Annotated in this window: 19 protein-coding genes; 11 read left to right on the forward strand and 8 right to left on the reverse strand. The window is 64.6% G+C overall.

The window, feature by feature from the left end; genetic code table 11:
* The first annotated feature begins 106 nt into the window (after window positions 1-106).
* Window positions 107-832 carry a FadR/GntR family transcriptional regulator gene (locus tag AC56LK_RS07010; protein WP_497183839.1) on the forward strand — a complete coding sequence of 242 codons (726 nt, stop codon included), beginning with the start codon at window positions 107-109 and terminating at the stop codon, window positions 830-832.
* 220 nt (window positions 833-1,052) lie between these two features.
* On the opposite strand, the gene AC56LK_RS07015 is transcribed toward AC56LK_RS07010, so the two are convergent.
* The 3 genes from AC56LK_RS07015 to AC56LK_RS07025 are packed head-to-tail and all read right to left on the reverse strand — an operon-like array spanning window position 1,053 to window position 3,576.
* Window positions 1,053-1,889 (reverse strand): metallophosphoesterase, encoded by an 837-nt coding sequence (locus AC56LK_RS07015; protein WP_497183840.1) that lies wholly within the window; start codon window positions 1,887-1,889, stop codon window positions 1,053-1,055.
* Between the two features lie 15 nt (window positions 1,890-1,904).
* On the reverse strand, window positions 1,905-2,378 hold the full coding sequence (locus tag AC56LK_RS07020) for an adenylyltransferase/cytidyltransferase family protein (RefSeq protein ID WP_497183841.1): 474 nt from the start codon (window positions 2,376-2,378) through the stop codon (window positions 1,905-1,907).
* Window positions 2,379-2,388: 10 nt separating this feature from the next.
* Entirely contained in the window at window positions 2,389-3,576 is a 1,188-nt protein-coding gene (locus tag AC56LK_RS07025) for a PilT/PilU family type 4a pilus ATPase (protein WP_497183842.1), read from the reverse strand.
* Between the two features lie 174 nt (window positions 3,577-3,750).
* Between AC56LK_RS07025 and AC56LK_RS07030 the strand changes: the two genes are divergently transcribed.
* Both AC56LK_RS07030 and AC56LK_RS07035 read left to right on the forward strand, forming a co-directional pair.
* Window positions 3,751-4,692, forward strand: a complete 942-nt coding sequence (locus AC56LK_RS07030) for a hydrogen peroxide-inducible genes activator (protein WP_497183843.1) — start codon at window positions 3,751-3,753, stop codon at window positions 4,690-4,692.
* A 292-nt stretch (window positions 4,693-4,984) separates the two neighbouring features.
* Window positions 4,985-5,584, forward strand: coding sequence for a PEP-CTERM sorting domain-containing protein (locus tag AC56LK_RS07035; protein WP_497183844.1), 600 nt, complete (start codon window positions 4,985-4,987; stop codon window positions 5,582-5,584).
* An 85-nt stretch (window positions 5,585-5,669) separates the two neighbouring features.
* Here AC56LK_RS07035 and AC56LK_RS07040 read toward each other — a convergent pair whose 3' ends face one another.
* The 3 genes from AC56LK_RS07040 to AC56LK_RS07050 are packed head-to-tail and all read right to left on the reverse strand — an operon-like array spanning window position 5,670 to window position 8,280.
* A complete protein-coding gene (locus AC56LK_RS07040) occupies window positions 5,670-6,125 on the reverse strand; it encodes a YaiI/YqxD family protein (protein WP_497183954.1) in 456 nt (151 codons plus the stop codon).
* A 54-nt stretch (window positions 6,126-6,179) separates the two neighbouring features.
* Complete coding sequence (locus tag AC56LK_RS07045; protein ID WP_497183845.1) at window positions 6,180-6,749, reverse strand: PEP-CTERM sorting domain-containing protein; 570 nt, start codon at window positions 6,747-6,749, stop codon at window positions 6,180-6,182.
* Window positions 6,750-6,777: 28 nt separating this feature from the next.
* Window positions 6,778-8,280, reverse strand: coding sequence for a PhoX family protein (locus AC56LK_RS07050; protein ID WP_497183846.1), 1,503 nt, complete (start codon window positions 8,278-8,280; stop codon window positions 6,778-6,780).
* Between the two features lie 189 nt (window positions 8,281-8,469).
* Here AC56LK_RS07050 and ubiA point away from each other — a divergent pair, with 189 nt between their 5' ends.
* The 5 genes from ubiA (at window position 8,470) to AC56LK_RS07075 (ending at window position 12,801) form a co-directional block, all read left to right on the forward strand.
* Complete coding sequence (gene ubiA / locus AC56LK_RS07055; protein ID WP_497183847.1) at window positions 8,470-9,324, forward strand: 4-hydroxybenzoate octaprenyltransferase; 855 nt, start codon at window positions 8,470-8,472, stop codon at window positions 9,322-9,324.
* Between the two features lie 42 nt (window positions 9,325-9,366).
* On the forward strand, window positions 9,367-9,687 hold the full coding sequence (locus AC56LK_RS07060) for an ElaB/YgaM/YqjD family protein (protein WP_436107459.1): 321 nt from the start codon (window positions 9,367-9,369) through the stop codon (window positions 9,685-9,687).
* 1 nt (window position 9,688) lies between these two features.
* Window positions 9,689-10,066 (forward strand): phage holin family protein, encoded by a 378-nt coding sequence (locus tag AC56LK_RS07065; RefSeq protein WP_497183848.1) that lies wholly within the window; start codon window positions 9,689-9,691, stop codon window positions 10,064-10,066.
* A complete protein-coding gene (locus tag AC56LK_RS07070; RefSeq protein WP_497183849.1) occupies window positions 10,056-10,358 on the forward strand; it encodes a hypothetical protein in 303 nt (100 codons plus the stop codon). Before AC56LK_RS07065 ends, AC56LK_RS07070 begins: the two co-directional genes overlap by 11 nt.
* A gap of 235 nt (window positions 10,359-10,593) precedes the next feature.
* On the forward strand, window positions 10,594-12,801 hold the full coding sequence (locus AC56LK_RS07075) for a S8 family serine peptidase (RefSeq protein WP_497183850.1): 2,208 nt from the start codon (window positions 10,594-10,596) through the stop codon (window positions 12,799-12,801).
* A 36-nt stretch (window positions 12,802-12,837) separates the two neighbouring features.
* On the opposite strand, the gene proC is transcribed toward AC56LK_RS07075, so the two are convergent.
* On the reverse strand, window positions 12,838-13,653 hold the full coding sequence (gene proC / locus AC56LK_RS07080; RefSeq protein ID WP_497183851.1) for a pyrroline-5-carboxylate reductase: 816 nt from the start codon (window positions 13,651-13,653) through the stop codon (window positions 12,838-12,840).
* 9 nt (window positions 13,654-13,662) lie between these two features.
* On the reverse strand, window positions 13,663-14,367 hold the full coding sequence (locus AC56LK_RS07085) for a YggS family pyridoxal phosphate-dependent enzyme (RefSeq protein ID WP_497183852.1): 705 nt from the start codon (window positions 14,365-14,367) through the stop codon (window positions 13,663-13,665).
* An 83-nt stretch (window positions 14,368-14,450) separates the two neighbouring features.
* Here AC56LK_RS07085 and AC56LK_RS07090 point away from each other — a divergent pair, with 83 nt between their 5' ends.
* The 3 genes from AC56LK_RS07090 to AC56LK_RS07100 all read left to right on the forward strand — a co-directional run bounded on the left by AC56LK_RS07090 (window position 14,451) and on the right by AC56LK_RS07100 (window position 17,418).
* On the forward strand, window positions 14,451-15,494 hold the full coding sequence (locus AC56LK_RS07090; RefSeq protein WP_497183853.1) for a type IV pilus twitching motility protein PilT: 1,044 nt from the start codon (window positions 14,451-14,453) through the stop codon (window positions 15,492-15,494).
* A gap of 8 nt (window positions 15,495-15,502) precedes the next feature.
* A complete protein-coding gene (locus tag AC56LK_RS07095; protein WP_497183854.1) occupies window positions 15,503-16,639 on the forward strand; it encodes a PilT/PilU family type 4a pilus ATPase in 1,137 nt (378 codons plus the stop codon).
* 134 nt (window positions 16,640-16,773) lie between these two features.
* Window positions 16,774-17,418 carry a hypothetical protein gene (locus tag AC56LK_RS07100; RefSeq protein WP_497183855.1) on the forward strand — a complete coding sequence of 215 codons (645 nt, stop codon included), beginning with the start codon at window positions 16,774-16,776 and terminating at the stop codon, window positions 17,416-17,418.
* Window positions 17,419-17,432 lie beyond the last annotated feature (14 nt).

Here is a 17,432-nt window from a genome sequence, read left to right on the forward strand (position 1 = left end):
TATTATTGGGTTTTAACTCACCAGTCATCAGACGACTTGCAGCCAAGTATAATTAAGCAGTAATTACAACGCAAGTCGTCAGACAATTATTTTTTTGTAGATCAACATGATGAGCACCCCATTCAAACGCCCACCCTCGCGCGCCCAGGACGTCGTCATGCACGTCTCCCGGATGATCGAAGATGGCCGCATCAAGCCGGGAGAGAAGATCCCCTCCGAGGCCGACCTGATTGCCTCGCTGGGCGTCAGCCGGTCGGTCGTGCGGGAAGCCGTATCCCATCTCCAGGCAGCGGGCATGGTCGAGACATTCCAGGGCAAGGGCACCTTCGCGGTCAGCGCCACGCCACAGCGAATGGGACTCGACCCAGACTCGATCGAGACCATGCAGGACGTCCTGGCAATCCTGGAGCTGCGCATCATGCTCGAGGCCGAGGCAGCCGGCCTGGCGGCGACGCGGGCCAGCGAGCCCCAGCTGGCGCAGGTAAAGGCGGCCTTGCATGATTTCATGGAGACTTGCCGCGCAGGCGGAGACACCGCCGAGACCGATACGACACTGCACCTGGCGATCGCACATGCCTCGAACAACCGCTATCTGCACGACACGCTGCACCACCTGGGACGCCATTTCATGCCGCGCACCCGGCTGCTGACCGCCCGCCTGTCACGCGATGCGCCGGCCGTGTTCATCGAACGGCTCATGCGCGAGCATGAGGATATCGTCGACGCCATTTGCCGGCGCGATCCGGAGTCGGCGCGCGCCGCCATGCGCAATCACCTCGCAAACAGCCGCGAACGCCTGCGGCGGGCTGCCGAAGCAGCAGCACACGCCTAACCCCCCCCTTTCCGAATTCACGACGCGCTGCGCCGCCGGCGCAGCGCGTCCAATCGCCATAACGACGCGCAAAAACAACCTGGCAACTCATCAGACGTCTGACTAGTAAACTCGGTCCAGTAAAGGCTTGCGGCGTGACGAACAGCCGGGCTCGGCGTGAAATGGGGAGTATGGATTGACGGAGGAAAGCGGCGCAGCGAATCGCGCCCTGCTCATCCCGTCATGAAGGAATTTTTTCGTGCAACATGTCCACGACCATCTGCCGGGTCGCCACGTCCCAGGTGGCGAGCACGCGCTGCGGGCAGCGGGCGAAGATCGTCGCCAGGCCATCCTCGTTCCATCGGTGCAGGGCGAAGGCCGGCTCGCCCTGCTCCACCAGCGGCCGTCCATCGGGCGCATCGGGCTGCATCGGCGCGAAACCCAGGCTCAGGTCCGAGGAAGACGAGGGACAGGTCGTCACCGTCCGGCCCTTCCAGTGGAACACGCCGCCCAGGTGGACATGGCCGCTGCAGATGCCGGCCAGGTTCGCACCCTGCAGGGCGGCGTCGAGGCGGGCGATCCAGTCCTGCGCCGGCCCCGGATCGATCCAGGGAATGCCGACGTCGACGGGTGGGTGATGCATGAAGACCAGCACCGGCGCAGCGCCGATGCCCTGCAGCACCGCCCGCAGCCACTGTGCGCGCGCAGAGCAGAACGCGCCGCCATGGCGCCCGTCCTCCAGGCTGTCGAGGACCAGGACCTGCAGTCCACCGAGCGCGCCGCAGCCCTGGACGAAGCCCTCCGTAACATGGCTGTCGCCGAACACGGCGCGGAAATGTGCGCGGCTGTCGTGGTTGCCGAGCGCCAGGCGCAGCGGACCGGACCAGCGTTCCAGCGCCTTCCGCAGGTGGCGGTAGCTTTCCAGCGCCCCGTCGTCGGCCAGGTCGCCGCTCAGGACCAGCAGCTCGGGCCGCGGCTGGAGCGAGGCCAGGTGATCGAGCACGCGCTCGAGGCGCGCCAGGTTCGGATGGCCGGCATCCGCATGCAGGTGCAGGTCGGTGACTTGTGCGATCAGCATGCGGTTCTCCTGGTGTCAGCCCCGGATCTTCGCCACCAGCCTGGTGGTCGAGCGGTCGTGCTCGAAGTCGATGGCCACTGCGCGTCCGCCATAGGCCAGCACCGCCTGCCCTTCGGGAATCTTGGTCATGTCGTAGTCGCCGCCCTTGGCATAGATTTCCGGACGGGCTTCGAGCACCACCTCGAGCGCGGTATCCTCGTCGAAGTCCACCACCAGGCTCACCGATTCCAGCGCCGCCAGCACCGCCATGCGGTCGGCCAGGGTATTGTGCGGGCGGTCGTCGCCCTTGCCGAGGCGCTTCACGGAAGCGTCGGTATTCGCCGCCACCACCAGCGAGCCGCCCAGCGCGCGCGCCTGCGCGAGGTAGGTCACGTGGCCGCGGTGCAGGATGTCGAATACACCATTGGTGAGCACCACCGGCTTGGGCAGTGCGGCGATACGCTGCGCCAGTTCGGCGCGCGTGCAGATCTTGTTTTCGAATGCGGGCATACGGTTCTTTTTACGTGGTGGTGGGTGCGTCGTCTTCCGGTTCTTCCTCGATCTGCATCGACAGCTCGGTGGCTTTGGCTCCCCCTTCGCCGGGGCCCTTGCGCTCGCCCGACAGCTTGATCTGCAGGCGCAGGCCGTTGGCCGAGTCGGCGTTGCGGATCGCTTCGTCGTAGCCGATGTAGCCCTTGTTATACAGCTCGTACAGGGCCTGGTCGAAGGTACACATGCCGAGCTCGCGCGACTTGTGCATGATCTCCTTGATGCTCTGGAAGTTCCCCTTCAGGATCATCTCGCCGATGGTCGGCGTATTGAGCAGGATCTCGATCGCCGCCTTGCGGCCCTTGCCGTCCTCGGTACGGACCAGGCGCTGCGAGACCACCGCGCGCAGGTTCGAGGACAGGTCCATCAGCAGCTGGTTGCGGCGCTCTTCCGGGAAGAAGTTGATGATGCGGTCCAGGGTCTGGTTGGCATTGTTCGCGTGCAGGGTGCCCAGGCACAGGTGGCCGGTCTCGGCGAAGGCGATCGCGTGCTCCATGGTCTCGGTGTCGCGGATCTCGCCGATCAGGATCACATCCGGCGCCTGGCGCAAGGTGTTCTTCAGGGCGTTGTGCCAGGAATGCGTGTCCACGCCGACCTCGCGGTGCGTGACCAGGCAGTTCTTGTTCTTGTGGACGTACTCGACCGGGTCTTCCACGGTGATGATGTGACCGGCCGAGTTGCTGTTGCGGTAGTCGATCATCGCCGCCAGCGTGGTGGACTTGCCGGAGCCGGTACCGCCGACCACCAGCACCAGGCCGCGCTTGGTCATGACGACGTCCTTCAGCACCTCGGGCAGGTCGAGCTTCTCGAAGTTCGGGATCTCGGAGGCGATGGTGCGCACCACCATGCCCACGCTCTGCTGCTGCACGAAGACGTTGACGCGGAAGCGGCACACGCCGGGCAGCGAGATCGCAAAATTGCATTCCATCTCGGCCTCGAACTCGGCGCGCTGGCGCTCGTTCATCAGCGACAGAGCAAGGGCGCGCGTGACCTCGCCGGACAGGCGCTGCTGGCTCAGGGGCTTCATGGCGCCCTGGTGCTTCATGCTGGGCGGGAAATCGCTGGAGATGAACAGGTCGGAACCGCCCTGGTGGTGCATGACCGTCAGCAGCTTGTGGATATAGGCCTGGGCTTCCGCCGGGCCGAAGGTGGACGACATGGCTTACCTCTCGAGAACGCGGGTGAAAATCCTGCACGGCAATTATATAGGCTAAGATTCGCCGGCCATGCATCCCGCATCGTTCTATTTTTTGAAATCCTGGCTGACTAAATGCCAACATTGTGTCAGGATGGACGGCAATACAGCCGTGACATCCTGGGCCCAGATAAACCTATGACACTGACCGAGCTGAAATACATCGTCGCCGTCGCGCGCGCCAAACACTTCGGCCATGCCGCCGAAGCCTGTTTCGTCGCCCAGCCCACCCTTTCCGTCGCCATCAAGAAGCTCGAGGACGAGCTCGGGGTGACGCTGTTCGAGCGCGGCGGCTCCGAGGTCTCGGTCACCCCCCTGGGCGCGCAGATCGTGGCCCAGGCCGAACGCGTGCTGGAACAGACCGCCGCCATCAAGGAACTGGCGAAGCAGAACAAGGACCCGCTGGCTGGCCCCCTGCGTCTCGGCGTCATCTACACCATCGGCCCCTACCTCCTGCCGCCGCTGGTCAAGAAGCTGATCGACGACGTGCCCCAGATGCCGCTGGTGCTGCAAGAGAACTACACCCACAAGCTGCTCGAACTGCTGCGCCAGGGCGAGCTCGACGCCGCCATCGTGGCGCTGCCCTTGCCGGAGCACGGCATGTCGATCCAGACCCTGTATGACGAGCCCTTCGTGGTCGCGATGCCGCGCTCCCATCCCTGGGCCAAGCGCAAGGAAATCCCGGCCGACGACCTGAAGCTGGAAACCATGCTGCTGCTGGGTGCGGGCCACTGCTTCCGCGACCAGGTGCTGGAAGTGTGTCCGGAAATGGCGCGCTATTCGTCGCCCGGCAACGGCATGCAGCGCACCTTCGAAGGTTCCTCGCTGGAGACCATCCGCCACATGGTGGCGAGCGGCATCGGCCTGACCGTGCTGCCGCGCGCTTCGGTGGCCGACATGCACGACCCCAATGGCCTGCTGACCTATGTGCCCTTCGCCCATCCGGCGCCCTCGCGCCGGGTGGTCATCGTGTGGCGTAAGAGCTTCACGCGGCGCGCGGCGATCGACGCCGTAGCGCAGGCGGTCGGCGAGTGCAGCTTGCCGGGCGTCGAGATGATCGCGCTTGAAGCCGCCGCCTGAATGCTGTATCGGCAGTGATTTTGTTATCGAAAATCACCAAAATCAGTTCATTTCTTAATATGCCGAACAGGGCAATTCCTTCGACCCTCGGCGGCGAGCGACAAAGTTCCCATAAATTTCATATAGTTAATTTCCAGTATTCACTACTAACTGTCGATTAACTTTACAACCAAGTTTCTCATAAACGTAAATACATTTAACAATCAGTTACTTACCTAAGTGGCATGCTAGTTGCATTAGCTTTGGGGGCTAGGCCGTCCTTATAAATAAAGCTCGCCACGAAGGAGTAATCATGATTTCCAGAAAGTTGGTGAAGGCACTTCTGCTTGTATCCCCCTTGCTCGGCATGTCGGCCGCTCAGGCTGTTCTCGTCAACTGTACTGCTGTAGCGACTACCAATGCCAACTCGAAAGTTAAAAGCGGCGCAGTGACCGCGGTGAACGCCTGCCAATTCATTTCACCGGAAGATCAGAGCAATATTGCTTCGATCGCGAATATCAATGCGGCCGGTTTTTTCGGTTCCAGCAATTGGGCTGCCAACGGGGGACAAGTCCAGGTCAATCCCCCCAATGACCAGTTGGGCACTTGGGCAATTTCTGGTGCCAATTTTGCCGCTTTCGATTACATGATCGTGTTCAAGGACGGAAACAACACCAACCTGATCGGTTTCTTGTTCAACGAATTGTTTAGTACGGGCACTTGGACTACTCCATTCACCAATCCTCCGTTCACCGATCTCAATCAAAATCAAAAGAAGGACGTATCCCACTATACGATCGTCCAGCGTCCGGGCAAGCCCCCTGTCGACATGCCGGAGCCTGGCATCTTCGCATTGATGGGTCTGGGTCTTGCAGGCTTCGCCGCAGCGCGCCGGCGCTCTGCAAAGAAGTAAGGCAGATGGAAGCCGCCCTTGCCTGCATCGCGTCGGTGCAGGCAAGGGCGGCGTTCTCTATGCGATAGTCAGCGAGCCTGACAGTTCAACTCCCGGCACGCCGCCGCGCCAGTTCACGGTCGAGGGCATTCGCGAAATTCTGGCGGTCGGCCTGGCTGAATGCGGCCGGACCGCCGGTGTCCACCCCGCTGCCGCGCAGCTCTTCCATGAAGGCGCGCATCGTCAGCTGCTGGGCGATGGTGTCCTTGGTGTACCACTCGCCGCGCGGATTGAGCGGCAATCCACCCTTCTCCAGCACCTGGGCCGCCAGCGGAATGTCGCCGGTGACGACGATGTCGCCGCTGTGCACGCGCGCGACGATCTCGGCGTCGGCCACGTCGGGTCCGGCCGGCACCTGCAGCGCGCGGATATAGCGCGAACCCGGCACGCGGATGAGCTGGTTGGCCACGAGCGTGACCTCCAGTTGCAGGCGCTCGGCCACACGGAAGAGGATGTCCTTGATCACGGCAGGACAGGCGTCGGCATCGACCCAGATGTGCATATTCAATAGAGAGCTTGTCGGAAGGCCGATTGTACCGGCAAGCTCGCTTGCGCCTCAGTCCTTCTTGCGGCGCCGCGCCGCGGCCATCAGGCCGGCGATGCACAGCATCGGCAGCACCAGCGCGGCCGACGAGGGTTCCGGCACAGTGGCGGTGATGCTGAAGCTGTCGCCGGCGGCCAGGCCGCTGGTGTCCAGCAGCCAGTCCTGGCCGCCGCCCAGCACATTACCGAACTGGAACTCGGCATATTCCGGCATCGCGAAGCTGATGGCGGCCGCGTTGCTGCCCGCCTGTACCGACCCGACGCTGCCGAAGGCCGGCGTGACGCTGCCGGCGCCTGCGAACGCGATGCCCTGCAGGCTGAAGCTGAAGCGCTCCAGGCCCGCGCCGGCGAGGTTGCGTACCAGCGCGTTGAAGCTCAGCGGGCCTCCCAGGTCGCCGGCTTCGAGCACGAAGTTCAGCGTGCTCGGGCTGAAGCCTTCCAGGTCGAGGTCGAACGAGACCAGGCCGCTCCCGCTGTAGTCGGTCACGCCGTTCGAGCCGGCGCTGCCGCTCAGGACGACGGCCTTGGCGGCGCCGGACAGCGCCAGGGCGGCAATCAAGCCAAACAGTTTAGTGGGTTTCATGGGTTTCTCCGTATGGTCTGGGACAGTCTTACAGCGGGCCCTTGGCCCAGGGACCGGTGATCGCGAATGTCACGCCCGGGGTCTGGATGTTGACGAACAGGTAGCGGCCGGTCGGATCGAAGCAGGCGCCGGCGAATTCGTTGGCGCGGTGGTCGCCCGCCAGCGAGGCCAGCTTGCCCGCGTCCTGTAACTGGGCGCTGCCCAGTTTGATGTTGTTCTTGGCGAAGATATAGGCGTTACCCAGGCCGGTCAGGCCCATCAGGCGCTGGCCGAAGCCGAAGGCGTCGGTAGCGGCGGTCGAGGCGTCTTCGCAGATCAGGATGGCGTTGCGCGGGCTGACGGTCAGGTTGTCGCCCATATTGCCCACCAGTGGGCTCGGGCTGGAGTAAATGCACTTCAGCACCTGGGTGGCCAGGTCGAGCTCCCAGATCGTGCCGCGCTGGACGGCACCGCCCGCGGTGTCCATCACATACATCTTGCCTTGCGCGTACCAGATGCCTTCGCCACGGTTCATGCGCGCGGCGCCCTGCACCCAGCCTTGCACGAAGGGGCCGGCGGCATTGCTGATGACCACGCCGCTCAGGCCCGCCGCGCTGCCGCGGTTCGCGTCCGGGTCGGCAATGTTCACCCACTCCAGTTCGACTGTCGCATCGACCGGCATGGTGGCCAGGTTGACGTTGTTGATGCCCTTGACCTTGGCCATCTGCAGCACGCCGCCCATGGCCAGGCTGCCCGGGGCGCCGTTCCTGATGTCCGGGATGAAGCGGTAGAAGCCCGACTTGCCGGAGGAATCCTCGGTCTCGTACACGATGCCGGTGGCCGGATCGACGGCGGCGGCTTCGTGGGCGAAACGGCCCATGCCGATGATCGGCTGGCCGGTGGTGAACGCCGGGTCCGGATGAACTTCGAACACGTAGCCATGCTTCTTGCCCGAGGCGCTGACGGCGTCCGAACCGGCTTCCTCGCAGGTGAGCCAGGTGCCCCAGGGGGTGATGCCGCCGGCGCAGTTGGTCTGGGTGCCGCCCAGGCTCGGGGTCATGCTGACCCAGTTCCCGTCACGGAACAGCAAGTTGGTGGTGCCGCCGCCGAACTTGTTGGTCGCGGAGCCGCTCACGGTGCCGTTGTCGTAGACGCCTGGCGCGTTCAGGAAGCCGCCGGGTGCGGCGCTGCCGATTTCGTGGTTGCGGACCAGCACCAGCTCGGTGCTGCGGCCGAGCTTGCGCGACAGGACCACGCCCATGCCGTCATGGCCGCCCGGGCAGGTCTTGCCGTCGGTCATCAGGTCGCCGCGCCAGCCGAAGCTTTTGTAGGTGAAGCCGGCCGGCAGCTGCAGCAGCGGCAGGCCGGTGCTGATGTCGTTCGCCGGGGCGATCGGGCCGTAGGGGCTGTCGACCAGGGTGGTGGCGCCGTTGGCGGCGCTGGCCTGCTGCGCCTGCAGCGCGGCGAAGGCGCCGATGAAGGGCAGCGCGGTAGAGCCGGCCAGTCCCTTGAGCAGATTGCGGCGAACCGGCGAAATATCCTTGTCAGTCATGCTGAACCTTTCCGATATGTGGTGGTCGAGAAGTACGACTGATGCATTTAAACAAACAAAAATGTCGGTTCGATGACAACAAAATGGCAAGTTTCCAGCCTGGATACGCGATGCCGCGACTTCGGCCAAAAGGCTTTAGAATCCCTGTCTTCTGCTCAACAGTTCTTGCCTGACAAGACGCGACGATCCATGAACAAGCTGGCGCTCTACTTCCGCCTGGTCCGGGCCGACAAGCCGATCGGCATCCTGCTGCTGCTGTGGCCTACCCTGTGGGCCCTGTGGATGGCGTCCGGCGGGGTGCCGGATATGCTGGTGCTGGCGATCTTCGTGCTCGGCACGGCGCTGATGCGCTCCGCCGGCTGCGCCATCAACGACTACGCCGACCGCGACTTCGACAAGCACGTCAAGCGCACCGTCGACCGCCCGCTCACCAGCGGCAAGATCCGCGGCTGGGAAGCGGTGATGGTGGCGGCGGTCCTGTCGCTATTGTCTTTTCTCCTCATTCTGCCGCTGAACGCGCTGACCAGGCAGCTGTCGGTGGCGGCCCTGGTGGTGGCCGGCACCTACCCTTATTTCAAGCGCTTCTTCGCGATCCCGCAGGCCTATCTCGGGATCGCCTTCGGCTTCGGCATCCCGATGGCCTTCGCCGCCGTGCAAAACACGGTGCCGGCGGTGGCCTGGTGGCTGCTGGTGGCGAACGTGTTCTGGGCCGTCGCCTACGACACCGAGTACGCCATGGTCGACCGCGACGACGACCTCAAGATCGGCATCCGCACCTCGGCCATCACCTTCGGCCGCTTCGACGTGGCCGCCGTCATGCTGTGCTACGGCGCGGCGCTGGCGATCGACCTGGTGTGCGGCTGGTACCTGGGCCTGCGCTGGTGGTTCGTGGGCGGCATCGTGGTCGCGGCGGGCATCGCGCTCTACCACTACACCCTGATCCGCCACCGCGACCGCATGGCATGTTTCAAGGCTTTCCGGCACAACAATTGGCTTGGCGCTGCACTGTTCAGCGGTGTCGCGCTAGACTATGCAATGCGGTAATATTGCACAAATAGCATTCCTTCCTACTTAACGAGGCCCACCATGATGGAAAAGATCCCTACCCAAACCGGCACCCGCGAACAACTGATGTCGGACCTGAAGACCGTGATCCAGGACGCCGAAGCGTGGCTGCGCAACGGTGGACACCTGACCGGCGACGAGCTGAAGGCCGCCAAGGCCAAGTTCGAGCAGACCCTGGCCTCGGCCAAGGAAGGCCTGTCCGAGTACCAGCAGACTGTGGTCGAGAAGACCAAGGAAGCGGCGCGCGTCACCGACGACTACGTGCACGAGAACCCATGGAAGTCGGTGGGCCTGGGCGCCGCCGTCGGTGTCGTGATCGGCATGCTGATCGCCCGCCGCTGAGATGAGCATCACGGCGGCAGTCGGGAGGATCGCAGCCAATGTGCTCGACCTGGCGCGCACGCGCCTCGAGCTGGCCGCCATCGAACTCCAGGAAGGCGCGCAGCGCCTGATCGGCTACCTCGCCTGGGCCCTGGCGGCCGCGGTGCTGGGGCTGTTCACGCTGGGCCTCGTCATCCTGTTCGTGCTGGTGCTGTTCTGGGACACCCACCGCCTCGCAGCCGTGGGCGGCATGGCGGTCCTGTTCGCCCTGGGCACCGCCTTCGCGGCGATCAAGCTGCGCGCCGGCCTGGCCGCGCGTCCGCCGATGCTGCCGGCCACGCTGGCGGAACTGCGCAAGGACGCGGCGGCCCTGAAGGGAGAGCACGCCGATGGCCGCTAAGTCCCTGGAACTGGCTGCGCGCCGCGAGGCGCTGGTGGCCAGGTGCGCCGACCAGCGCGCGCTGGTGGCCCAGGAAGTGGCGATGCTCTCTTCGCCGCAGACCCTGGGCCTGATCCCGGCCTATGCGGCGCGCCACAAAAAGACCGCGCTGATCGTGGGCGGCGTGGCGGCCGGTCTGTTCATCACCAGGCCAAAATGGGCGGTCGGCAGCGTCACGGCGGCCGTGTCGCTCTACAAGTTCGCCCAGAAGCTCCTGCCTGTGCTCAGGTGGAAGGGTTTCGAAATCCATTAAGGGGTGCCGGGCGGTCCGCCCGGCAGCTCATCCGTATAGCAGAAACCATGGCGCGCACAATTGAAGATTGGCGCAAACGCAACGGTTTCGCACGTCCAGAAAAAATATTTACAAACGTATGCATGCACCTTTGACGGATTGACATTCCTCCCGGAATACTCATCAGGCGGCACACGGAAATGCCGTGTTCTACCCAAGCACCTGAAAACCAATAACAGATCAGGAGGAGTAATTCGTGAGTACATCCCGTCGTCGTTTCGCACTCGTCGCAGCACTCGTCATGGCACTGGGCGCACAAGGCCCGGTCGCCAATGCGGCCGTCACAAGCCTGCTGCCCGGCACATCCGCCGTCCCCGTCGCAGCCAAGATCGACAGGCTGTTCTCAGAAGAACTGGGCAAGCAGCTCGCCAATGTCTACTACGATGTCATCGTCGTGTTCGACAAGAAGGAAAGCGCACAGCGCCTGTCCGTCCTCGGCCGCAAGTTCAAGACCTACAAGGTGCTGCCGATGGCGCGCATGCTGCTCACCAAGGACGAGATCAACAAGGTGGCCGGCTGGGGCGAGGTCCGCTTCATCGAGCCGAGCCGCACCCAGCGCTTGTTCAACGCCGAAGGCCGCGTGATGACCAAGGCCGAGGAAGTGCAGCGCGTGCTCGGCCTGGACGGCAGCGGGGTGACCGTGGCCATCATCGACACCGGCGCCGACGGCCTGCACCCGGACCTCGGGAACGTCAGGAAGAACTACGAAGTGGCGGGCGCGCTGGGCAACGATCCGACCCAGGTCTACGTGTCGCTGACGCCGAACGGCATCGACGTCGAGACCGCGATCGTCGAGCGTCACATCGACGGCCTCGGCACGCACTGGAACACCGACGAATACGGCCACGGCACCCACTGCATCGGCACCATCGCCGGCACCGGGTTCGACTCCGACGGCAACCTGCGCGGCATGGCGCCCAAGGCGACCATCATCAGCTATGGCGCCAGCGCCGGCATCAACCTGCCCTTCACGCTGGAAGCCTACGACCATGTGATTGCCAGCAAGCGCGACGGCGTCGCCGACATCCGGGTGCTCAGCAACTCCTGGGGCAGTTCGAGCTACGGGCCGTTCAACCCGAACCAGGCCACCAACGTGGCCTCGCGCCTGGCCTTCGAACAGGGCATCCTGTCGATTTTCGCGGCCGGCAACGACGGCGCCAGCCCGAACACGATGAACCCTTACTCGAACGCGCCCTATGCGCTCGGCATCGGCGCCACCAACAAGGCCTACGGCATGGCCGACTTCTCCTCGCGCGGCCGCCCGGACGGCAACCATGACCGCGAACTGGCACTGGCCAACCTGCAGCTCTTCCTGGCCGCCAGCGCCGAGGAACAGGCGGCCTGGGACCACGCCGCACGCCCGCTCGGCATCGACCGCCCGGCCATCGTGGCGCCGGGCGAGAACATCGTCTCCGCGCAGAACCCGGTGCACCCGATGACCGCCAGCGGCACCAACTACGGCGCCGCGTCTGGCACCTCGATGGCGACCCCGCACGTCAGCGGCATCGCAGCCCTGGTGCACCAGGCCCAGGACGCGAAGGGCGGCCCGCGCCTGGCGCCGCTCGACGTGATCCGCCTGCTCGAAGTCACCGCCAACAAGAGCGTCATGGCCGGCTACGACACCCACGATGCCGGCGCCGGCTTCGTCGACGCCCGCAAGGCCGTCGACGCGGTCAATGCCGGTGCCATCCCGACGGCCGTCACGGCGGACGACCTGGTGCGCTATAACCCGGGACCGGTGCGCGTGATGGAAGGCAGCTATGCCGGCACGGCGACACTCAATTCCTTCCAGACCAACGTGGGCTACGGCCTGCACAAGATCACGGTCGAACCGGGCGCGATGAAACTGTCCGCCGACGCCAGCTGGGACCTGGAAGCGAACAACCTGTACGTCAGCCTGTACGCGCCGGGTGTCGACCCGGCCACCGGCACCGGTTTCGCGGCCCAGTCGGCCGGCCTGACCACGGTCCAGAAATACCGCGCGGTCGAGGTCAAGTTCCCGACGCCGGGCGAATGGCATGTGCGCGTCGACGGCCGCGTCAACCTGCTCGCGACCGCCTACACCGGCAAGTATGCGGTGACGGTGCCGGACAATGTGCCGCCGACGGCGGAACTGAGCGCCAGCGCCACGAAGGTGAGCGGCGACCAGCCGGTGACCATCAATGCCAGGGTCGCCGACGGCAACGGCATCGCCAGCGTGGCCACGGCGGGCCTGCGGGTCCTGAGCAGCACGGGCAAGCTGATCCACAGCTTCGACAAGTCGGCCTTCGTCCAGCAGGGCGATGCGCTGGTGTTCGCGAAGGCGCTGTCCATGTCGGGCAAGGGCCCGTGGACGGTGGAGGTGCGCGCGGTCGACAACGGCGAGCAGCAGGCGGTCAGGCAGCTGACGATCGGACGCAAATAAGGATAGCAGGCGATGCCGGCCCGCGCCGGCATCGCTTCAGTCCTTCCCGAGTTCCTCGCCCAGCTCGCGGCCGCGCGCAGCCGCCGCCTTCATGGCCGCGACGATCGCCTCCTTCACGCCCGCCGCTTCCATGCTGGTGATGGCCGCATGCGTGGTGCCGCCTTTCGAGGTCACGCGCTGGCGCAGCACGTCCACCGGATCGCCAGACTGCGCCGCCAGCTGGGCCGCGCCGGTGAAGGTGGCCAGCGCCAGCTGCCTGCCCTGCTCCGCATCCAGCCCCATCTCGCGCGCCGCCTGCTGCATCGCTTCCAGGAAGTAGAAGACATAGGCCGGGCCGCTGCCCGACACCGCCGTCACCGGATCGATCAGGTTCTCGTCCTTCAACCACACGGTCTGGCCGACCGCGCGCATCACCTTGTCGGCGGCCTGGCGCTGGACCTCGTCCACCTCGTCCTGGGCCACCATGCCGGTGATGCCCATGGCGATCAGGGCCGGCGTGTTCGGCATCGAGCGCACGATGCGGGTGTAGCCGCCCAGCCAGCGCGACAGGTCGGCGATGCGGATTCCCGCCGCGATCGACAGCACCAGCGGCTGGGCGCCGAGCAGCGGCTTGAGGCTGGCCGCGACTTCGCGCATCTGCTGCGGCTTCACCGCCAGCACCACCACGTCGGCACTCCCCACCTGGACATCGATGCCGGCCGCCGTGCTCACGCCGTACTGGCTGGCCAGGCGCTCGAGCGCCTCGGCATTCGGGTCCACCACGTGCAGGCTGCCGGCGCCGGTCAGTTGGCCGGCCAGGCCGGCGATCAGGGCCGTGGCCATGTTGCCGCCGCCGATAAATGCAATCTTCATTCTTTTCCTTTATTGCTCGTAATGACGGGCGCCGAAGATGGCGCTGCCGATGCGGACGATGGTCGCGCCTTCCGCGATGGCGGCGGCGAGGTCGCCCGACATGCCCATCGAGAGCGTATCGAGCGGCAGGCCGCCTGCGCGCAGCTTGTCGAACAGGACACGCAGGCGCGCGAATGCGGCACGCTGCTGCGCCGGGTCGCTGCTCGCTTCGGGAATCGCCATCAGGCCGCGCAGGCGCAGGTTCGGCAGGCCGGCGACCTGGCGTGCCAGGTCAGGCAATTCTTCCTCGGTCGCGCCGCTCTTGCTGGCCTCGCCGCTGATGTTCACCTGCACGCAGATGTCGAGCGGACCGAGCTCGGGTGGACGCTGCTCGGACAGGCGCTGGGCGATCTTCAGGCGTTCCACCGTGTGCACCCACTGGAAACTGGCCGCGATCGGCCGCGTCTTGTTGCTCTGGATCGGGCCGATGAAATGCCAGGTGATCGGCGTATCTGGTTGCAGGCGCGCCACTTCATGCATCTTGTCGAGCGCTTCCTGCAAATAGTTTTCGCCAAAGGCGCGCTGCCCCGCCGCCATCGCTTCGACCACCGCTTCCGCAGGGAAGGTCTTCGAAACAGCCAGTAAATCCACCGCGTTCCTGGCCCTTCCGGCAGAGGTACAGGCGGCCCCGATTGTCGCTTCGACAGCTTGCAAGTTCTCGGCGATTATGGACATAATGATTTTCTATAGGAAATATTTTGAGTCGAGACGAGGTCCATCGCCTGCGCTCCACTCACGGCACAGGGATTATATAGACAATGGACATTTCGGAACTTCTCGCCTTCTCGGTCAAGAACAAGGCTTCGGACCTGCACCTCTCGGCCGGCCTGCCGCCGATGATCCGCGTGCATGGCGACGTGCGCCGCATTAACCTGCCGCCGCTGGAGCACAAGGACGTGCACGGCATGATCTATGACATCATGAACGACGGCCAGCGCAAGCAGTACGAAGAAGTGCTGGAGTGCGACTTCTCGTTCGCGATTCCCGGCCTGGCGCGCTTCCGCGTCAACGCCTTCAACCAGGAGCGCGGCGCTTCCGCGGTGCTGCGTACCATTCCATCGAAGATCCTGTCGCTGGAAGAGCTGAACGCGCCGAAGATCTTCGCCGAACTGGCGCTCAAGCCGCGCGGCCTGGTGCTGGTGACCGGCCCGACCGGCTCGGGCAAGTCGACCACGCTGGCGGCCATGGTCAACCACCTCAACGAGAACGAATACGGCCACATCCTCACCATCGAGGACCCGATCGAATTCGTGCACGATTCCAAGAAGTGCCTGATCAACCAGCGCGAAGTCGGCCCGCACACCCTGTCCTTCAACAACGCGCTGCGCTCGGCGCTGCGCGAAGACCCGGACTGCATCCTGGTGGGCGAGCTGCGCGACCTGGAAACCATCCGCCTGGCGCTGTCGGCGGCGGAGACCGGCCACCTGGTGTTCGGCACCCTGCACACCTCCTCGGCCGCCAAGACCATCGACCGTATCGTCGACGTGTTCCCGGCCGAAGAAAAAGAGATGGTGCGCGCGATGCTGTCGGAATCGCTGCAGGCCGTCGTCTCGCAGACCCTGCTCAAGACCAAGGACGGCGCGGGCCGCGTCGCCGCCCACGAGATCATGATCGGCACCCCGGCGATCCGCAACCTGATCCGCGAAGCGAAGATCGCCCAGATGTACTCGAGCATCCAGACCGGCAGCAGCGTCGGCATGCAGACGCTCGACCAGAACCTGACCGACCTGGTGCGCCGCAACGTGATCACCAGCGCCGCCGCCCGCAGCGCTGCCAAGATCCCCGAAAACTTCCCCGGTTAAGGACAGCGATGGAACGCGACCAGGCATCCAAATTCATGTTCGACCTGCTGCGCCTGATGACCAGCAAGGGCGGTTCGGACCTGTTCATCACTGCCGGCTTCCCGCCGGCGATCAAGATCGACGGCAAGATGACGCCGGTGTCGAGCCAGGCGCTGAGCGGCACCCATACCGCCGACCTGGCGCGCGCCATCATGAACGACAAGCAGGCGGCCGGCTTCGAGCTGACTAAGGAATCGAACTTCGCGATCAGCCCGGGCGACCTGGGACGCTTCCGCGTCTCGGCCTTCATGCAGATGGGCTGCGTCGGCATGGTGCTGCGCGTGATCACCACCACCATCCCGAAGTTCGAAGACCTCGACCTGCCGGAAACCCTGAAGGACGTGATCATGACCAAGCGCGGCCTGGTCGTCATGGTCGGCGCCACGGGGTCCGGTAAATCGACCACGCTGGCCGCGATGGTCGGCTACCGCAACGAGAACAGCTACGGCCACATCATCACCATCGAAGACCCGGTCGAATTCGTCCACCCGCACCGTAACTGCGTGATCACCCAGCGCGAAGTGGGCGTGGACACCGACAGCTTCGAGGCGGCGCTGAAGAATTCGCTGCGCCAGGCGCCGGACGTGATCCAGATCGGCGAGATCCGCGACCGCGAGACCATGGAGCACGCGATCGCCTTCGCCGAGACCGGCCACCTGTGCCTGGCCACCCTGCACGCCAACAGCGCCAACCAGGCGCTCGACCGCATCATCAACTTCTTCCCGGAAGAGCGCCGCCAGCAGCTGCTGATGGACCTGTCGCTCAACATGAAGGGCCTGATCTCGCAACGCCTGATCCCGAAGAAGGAAGCCAAGGGCCGCGTGGTGGCGATGGAGATCCTGCTGAACTCCCCGCTGATCTCGGACCTGATCTTCAAGGGCGACGTCCACGAGATCAAGGAGATCATGAAGAAGTCGCGCGAGCTGGGCATGCAGACCTTCGACCAGGCCCTGTTCGACCTGTACGAGGCGGACAAGATCTCGTATGAAGATGCGCTGCGCAATGCGGATTCGGTGAACGACCTGCGCCTGAACATCAAGCTCAACAGCAAGCACGCGAAGAACCGTGATTTCTCGAGCGGGATGGATCACCTGGGCATCGTCTGAGGCCGCCGGCACGATCGGAACGAAGGGCGCTGCGGCGCCCTTTTTCATGCGCCCGGCATTATCTGCTCGTCCAGGTATTGCTGCACCCCTGCCGTTGCTACAATCTCAAGTTTTAGCAAGGACCTGGAGCGGCAATGGAACACGAAAGTCACCACCACCACCATCCCCATGGCACCGGCTTGCGCTGGCTCGACATCTCGCTCGGCGTCGCTGCCGGCATCGTGTCGCTGGTCTCGCTCTGGCTCGGCCTGCACTCGGCGCACTCGATGGAAAAGCTGGTAGCGTCAAACAGCTATCCCTATCTCGACCTGGGGCGCTCCACGCATATCATGCCGCAGGACGGCGTCGAGTCCGCGGTCAGGCGCAAGTTCGAGTACGAGTTCCTCAACAACGGCATCGGCCCGGCCCGTATCGAATGGGTGGAGTTCACCTACAAGAACAAGCCGGTGCGCGACCTGAAAGACCTGGTCGACAATTGCTGTTCGACGGCCCAGGCGAGCGGCAACGGCTTCCACGCGCGCGGCAATGTGCAGAATTCGCTGGTGCGGCCGGGCGGCTCGCTCGTCATGATGTCGTGGAGCGAGCCGGCGACACCGAATCCCCTGTTCGACGCCCTGCACCGGGCCATGGACGACATGGACTTCTCCGCATGTTATTGCTCGGTCTTCGACGAGTGCTACCTCCGCAAGAACGATGGAAGCAAGCCGGAACCGGTCGAGCAGTGCACGCCTCCGGCGACACCCTTCCAGCCGACCTTCCAGCGCAGCCAGGCAAGCTAAGCTTCAGGCTACGT

This window comes from Telluria sp. ZB4P36 (assembly GCF_059685865.1).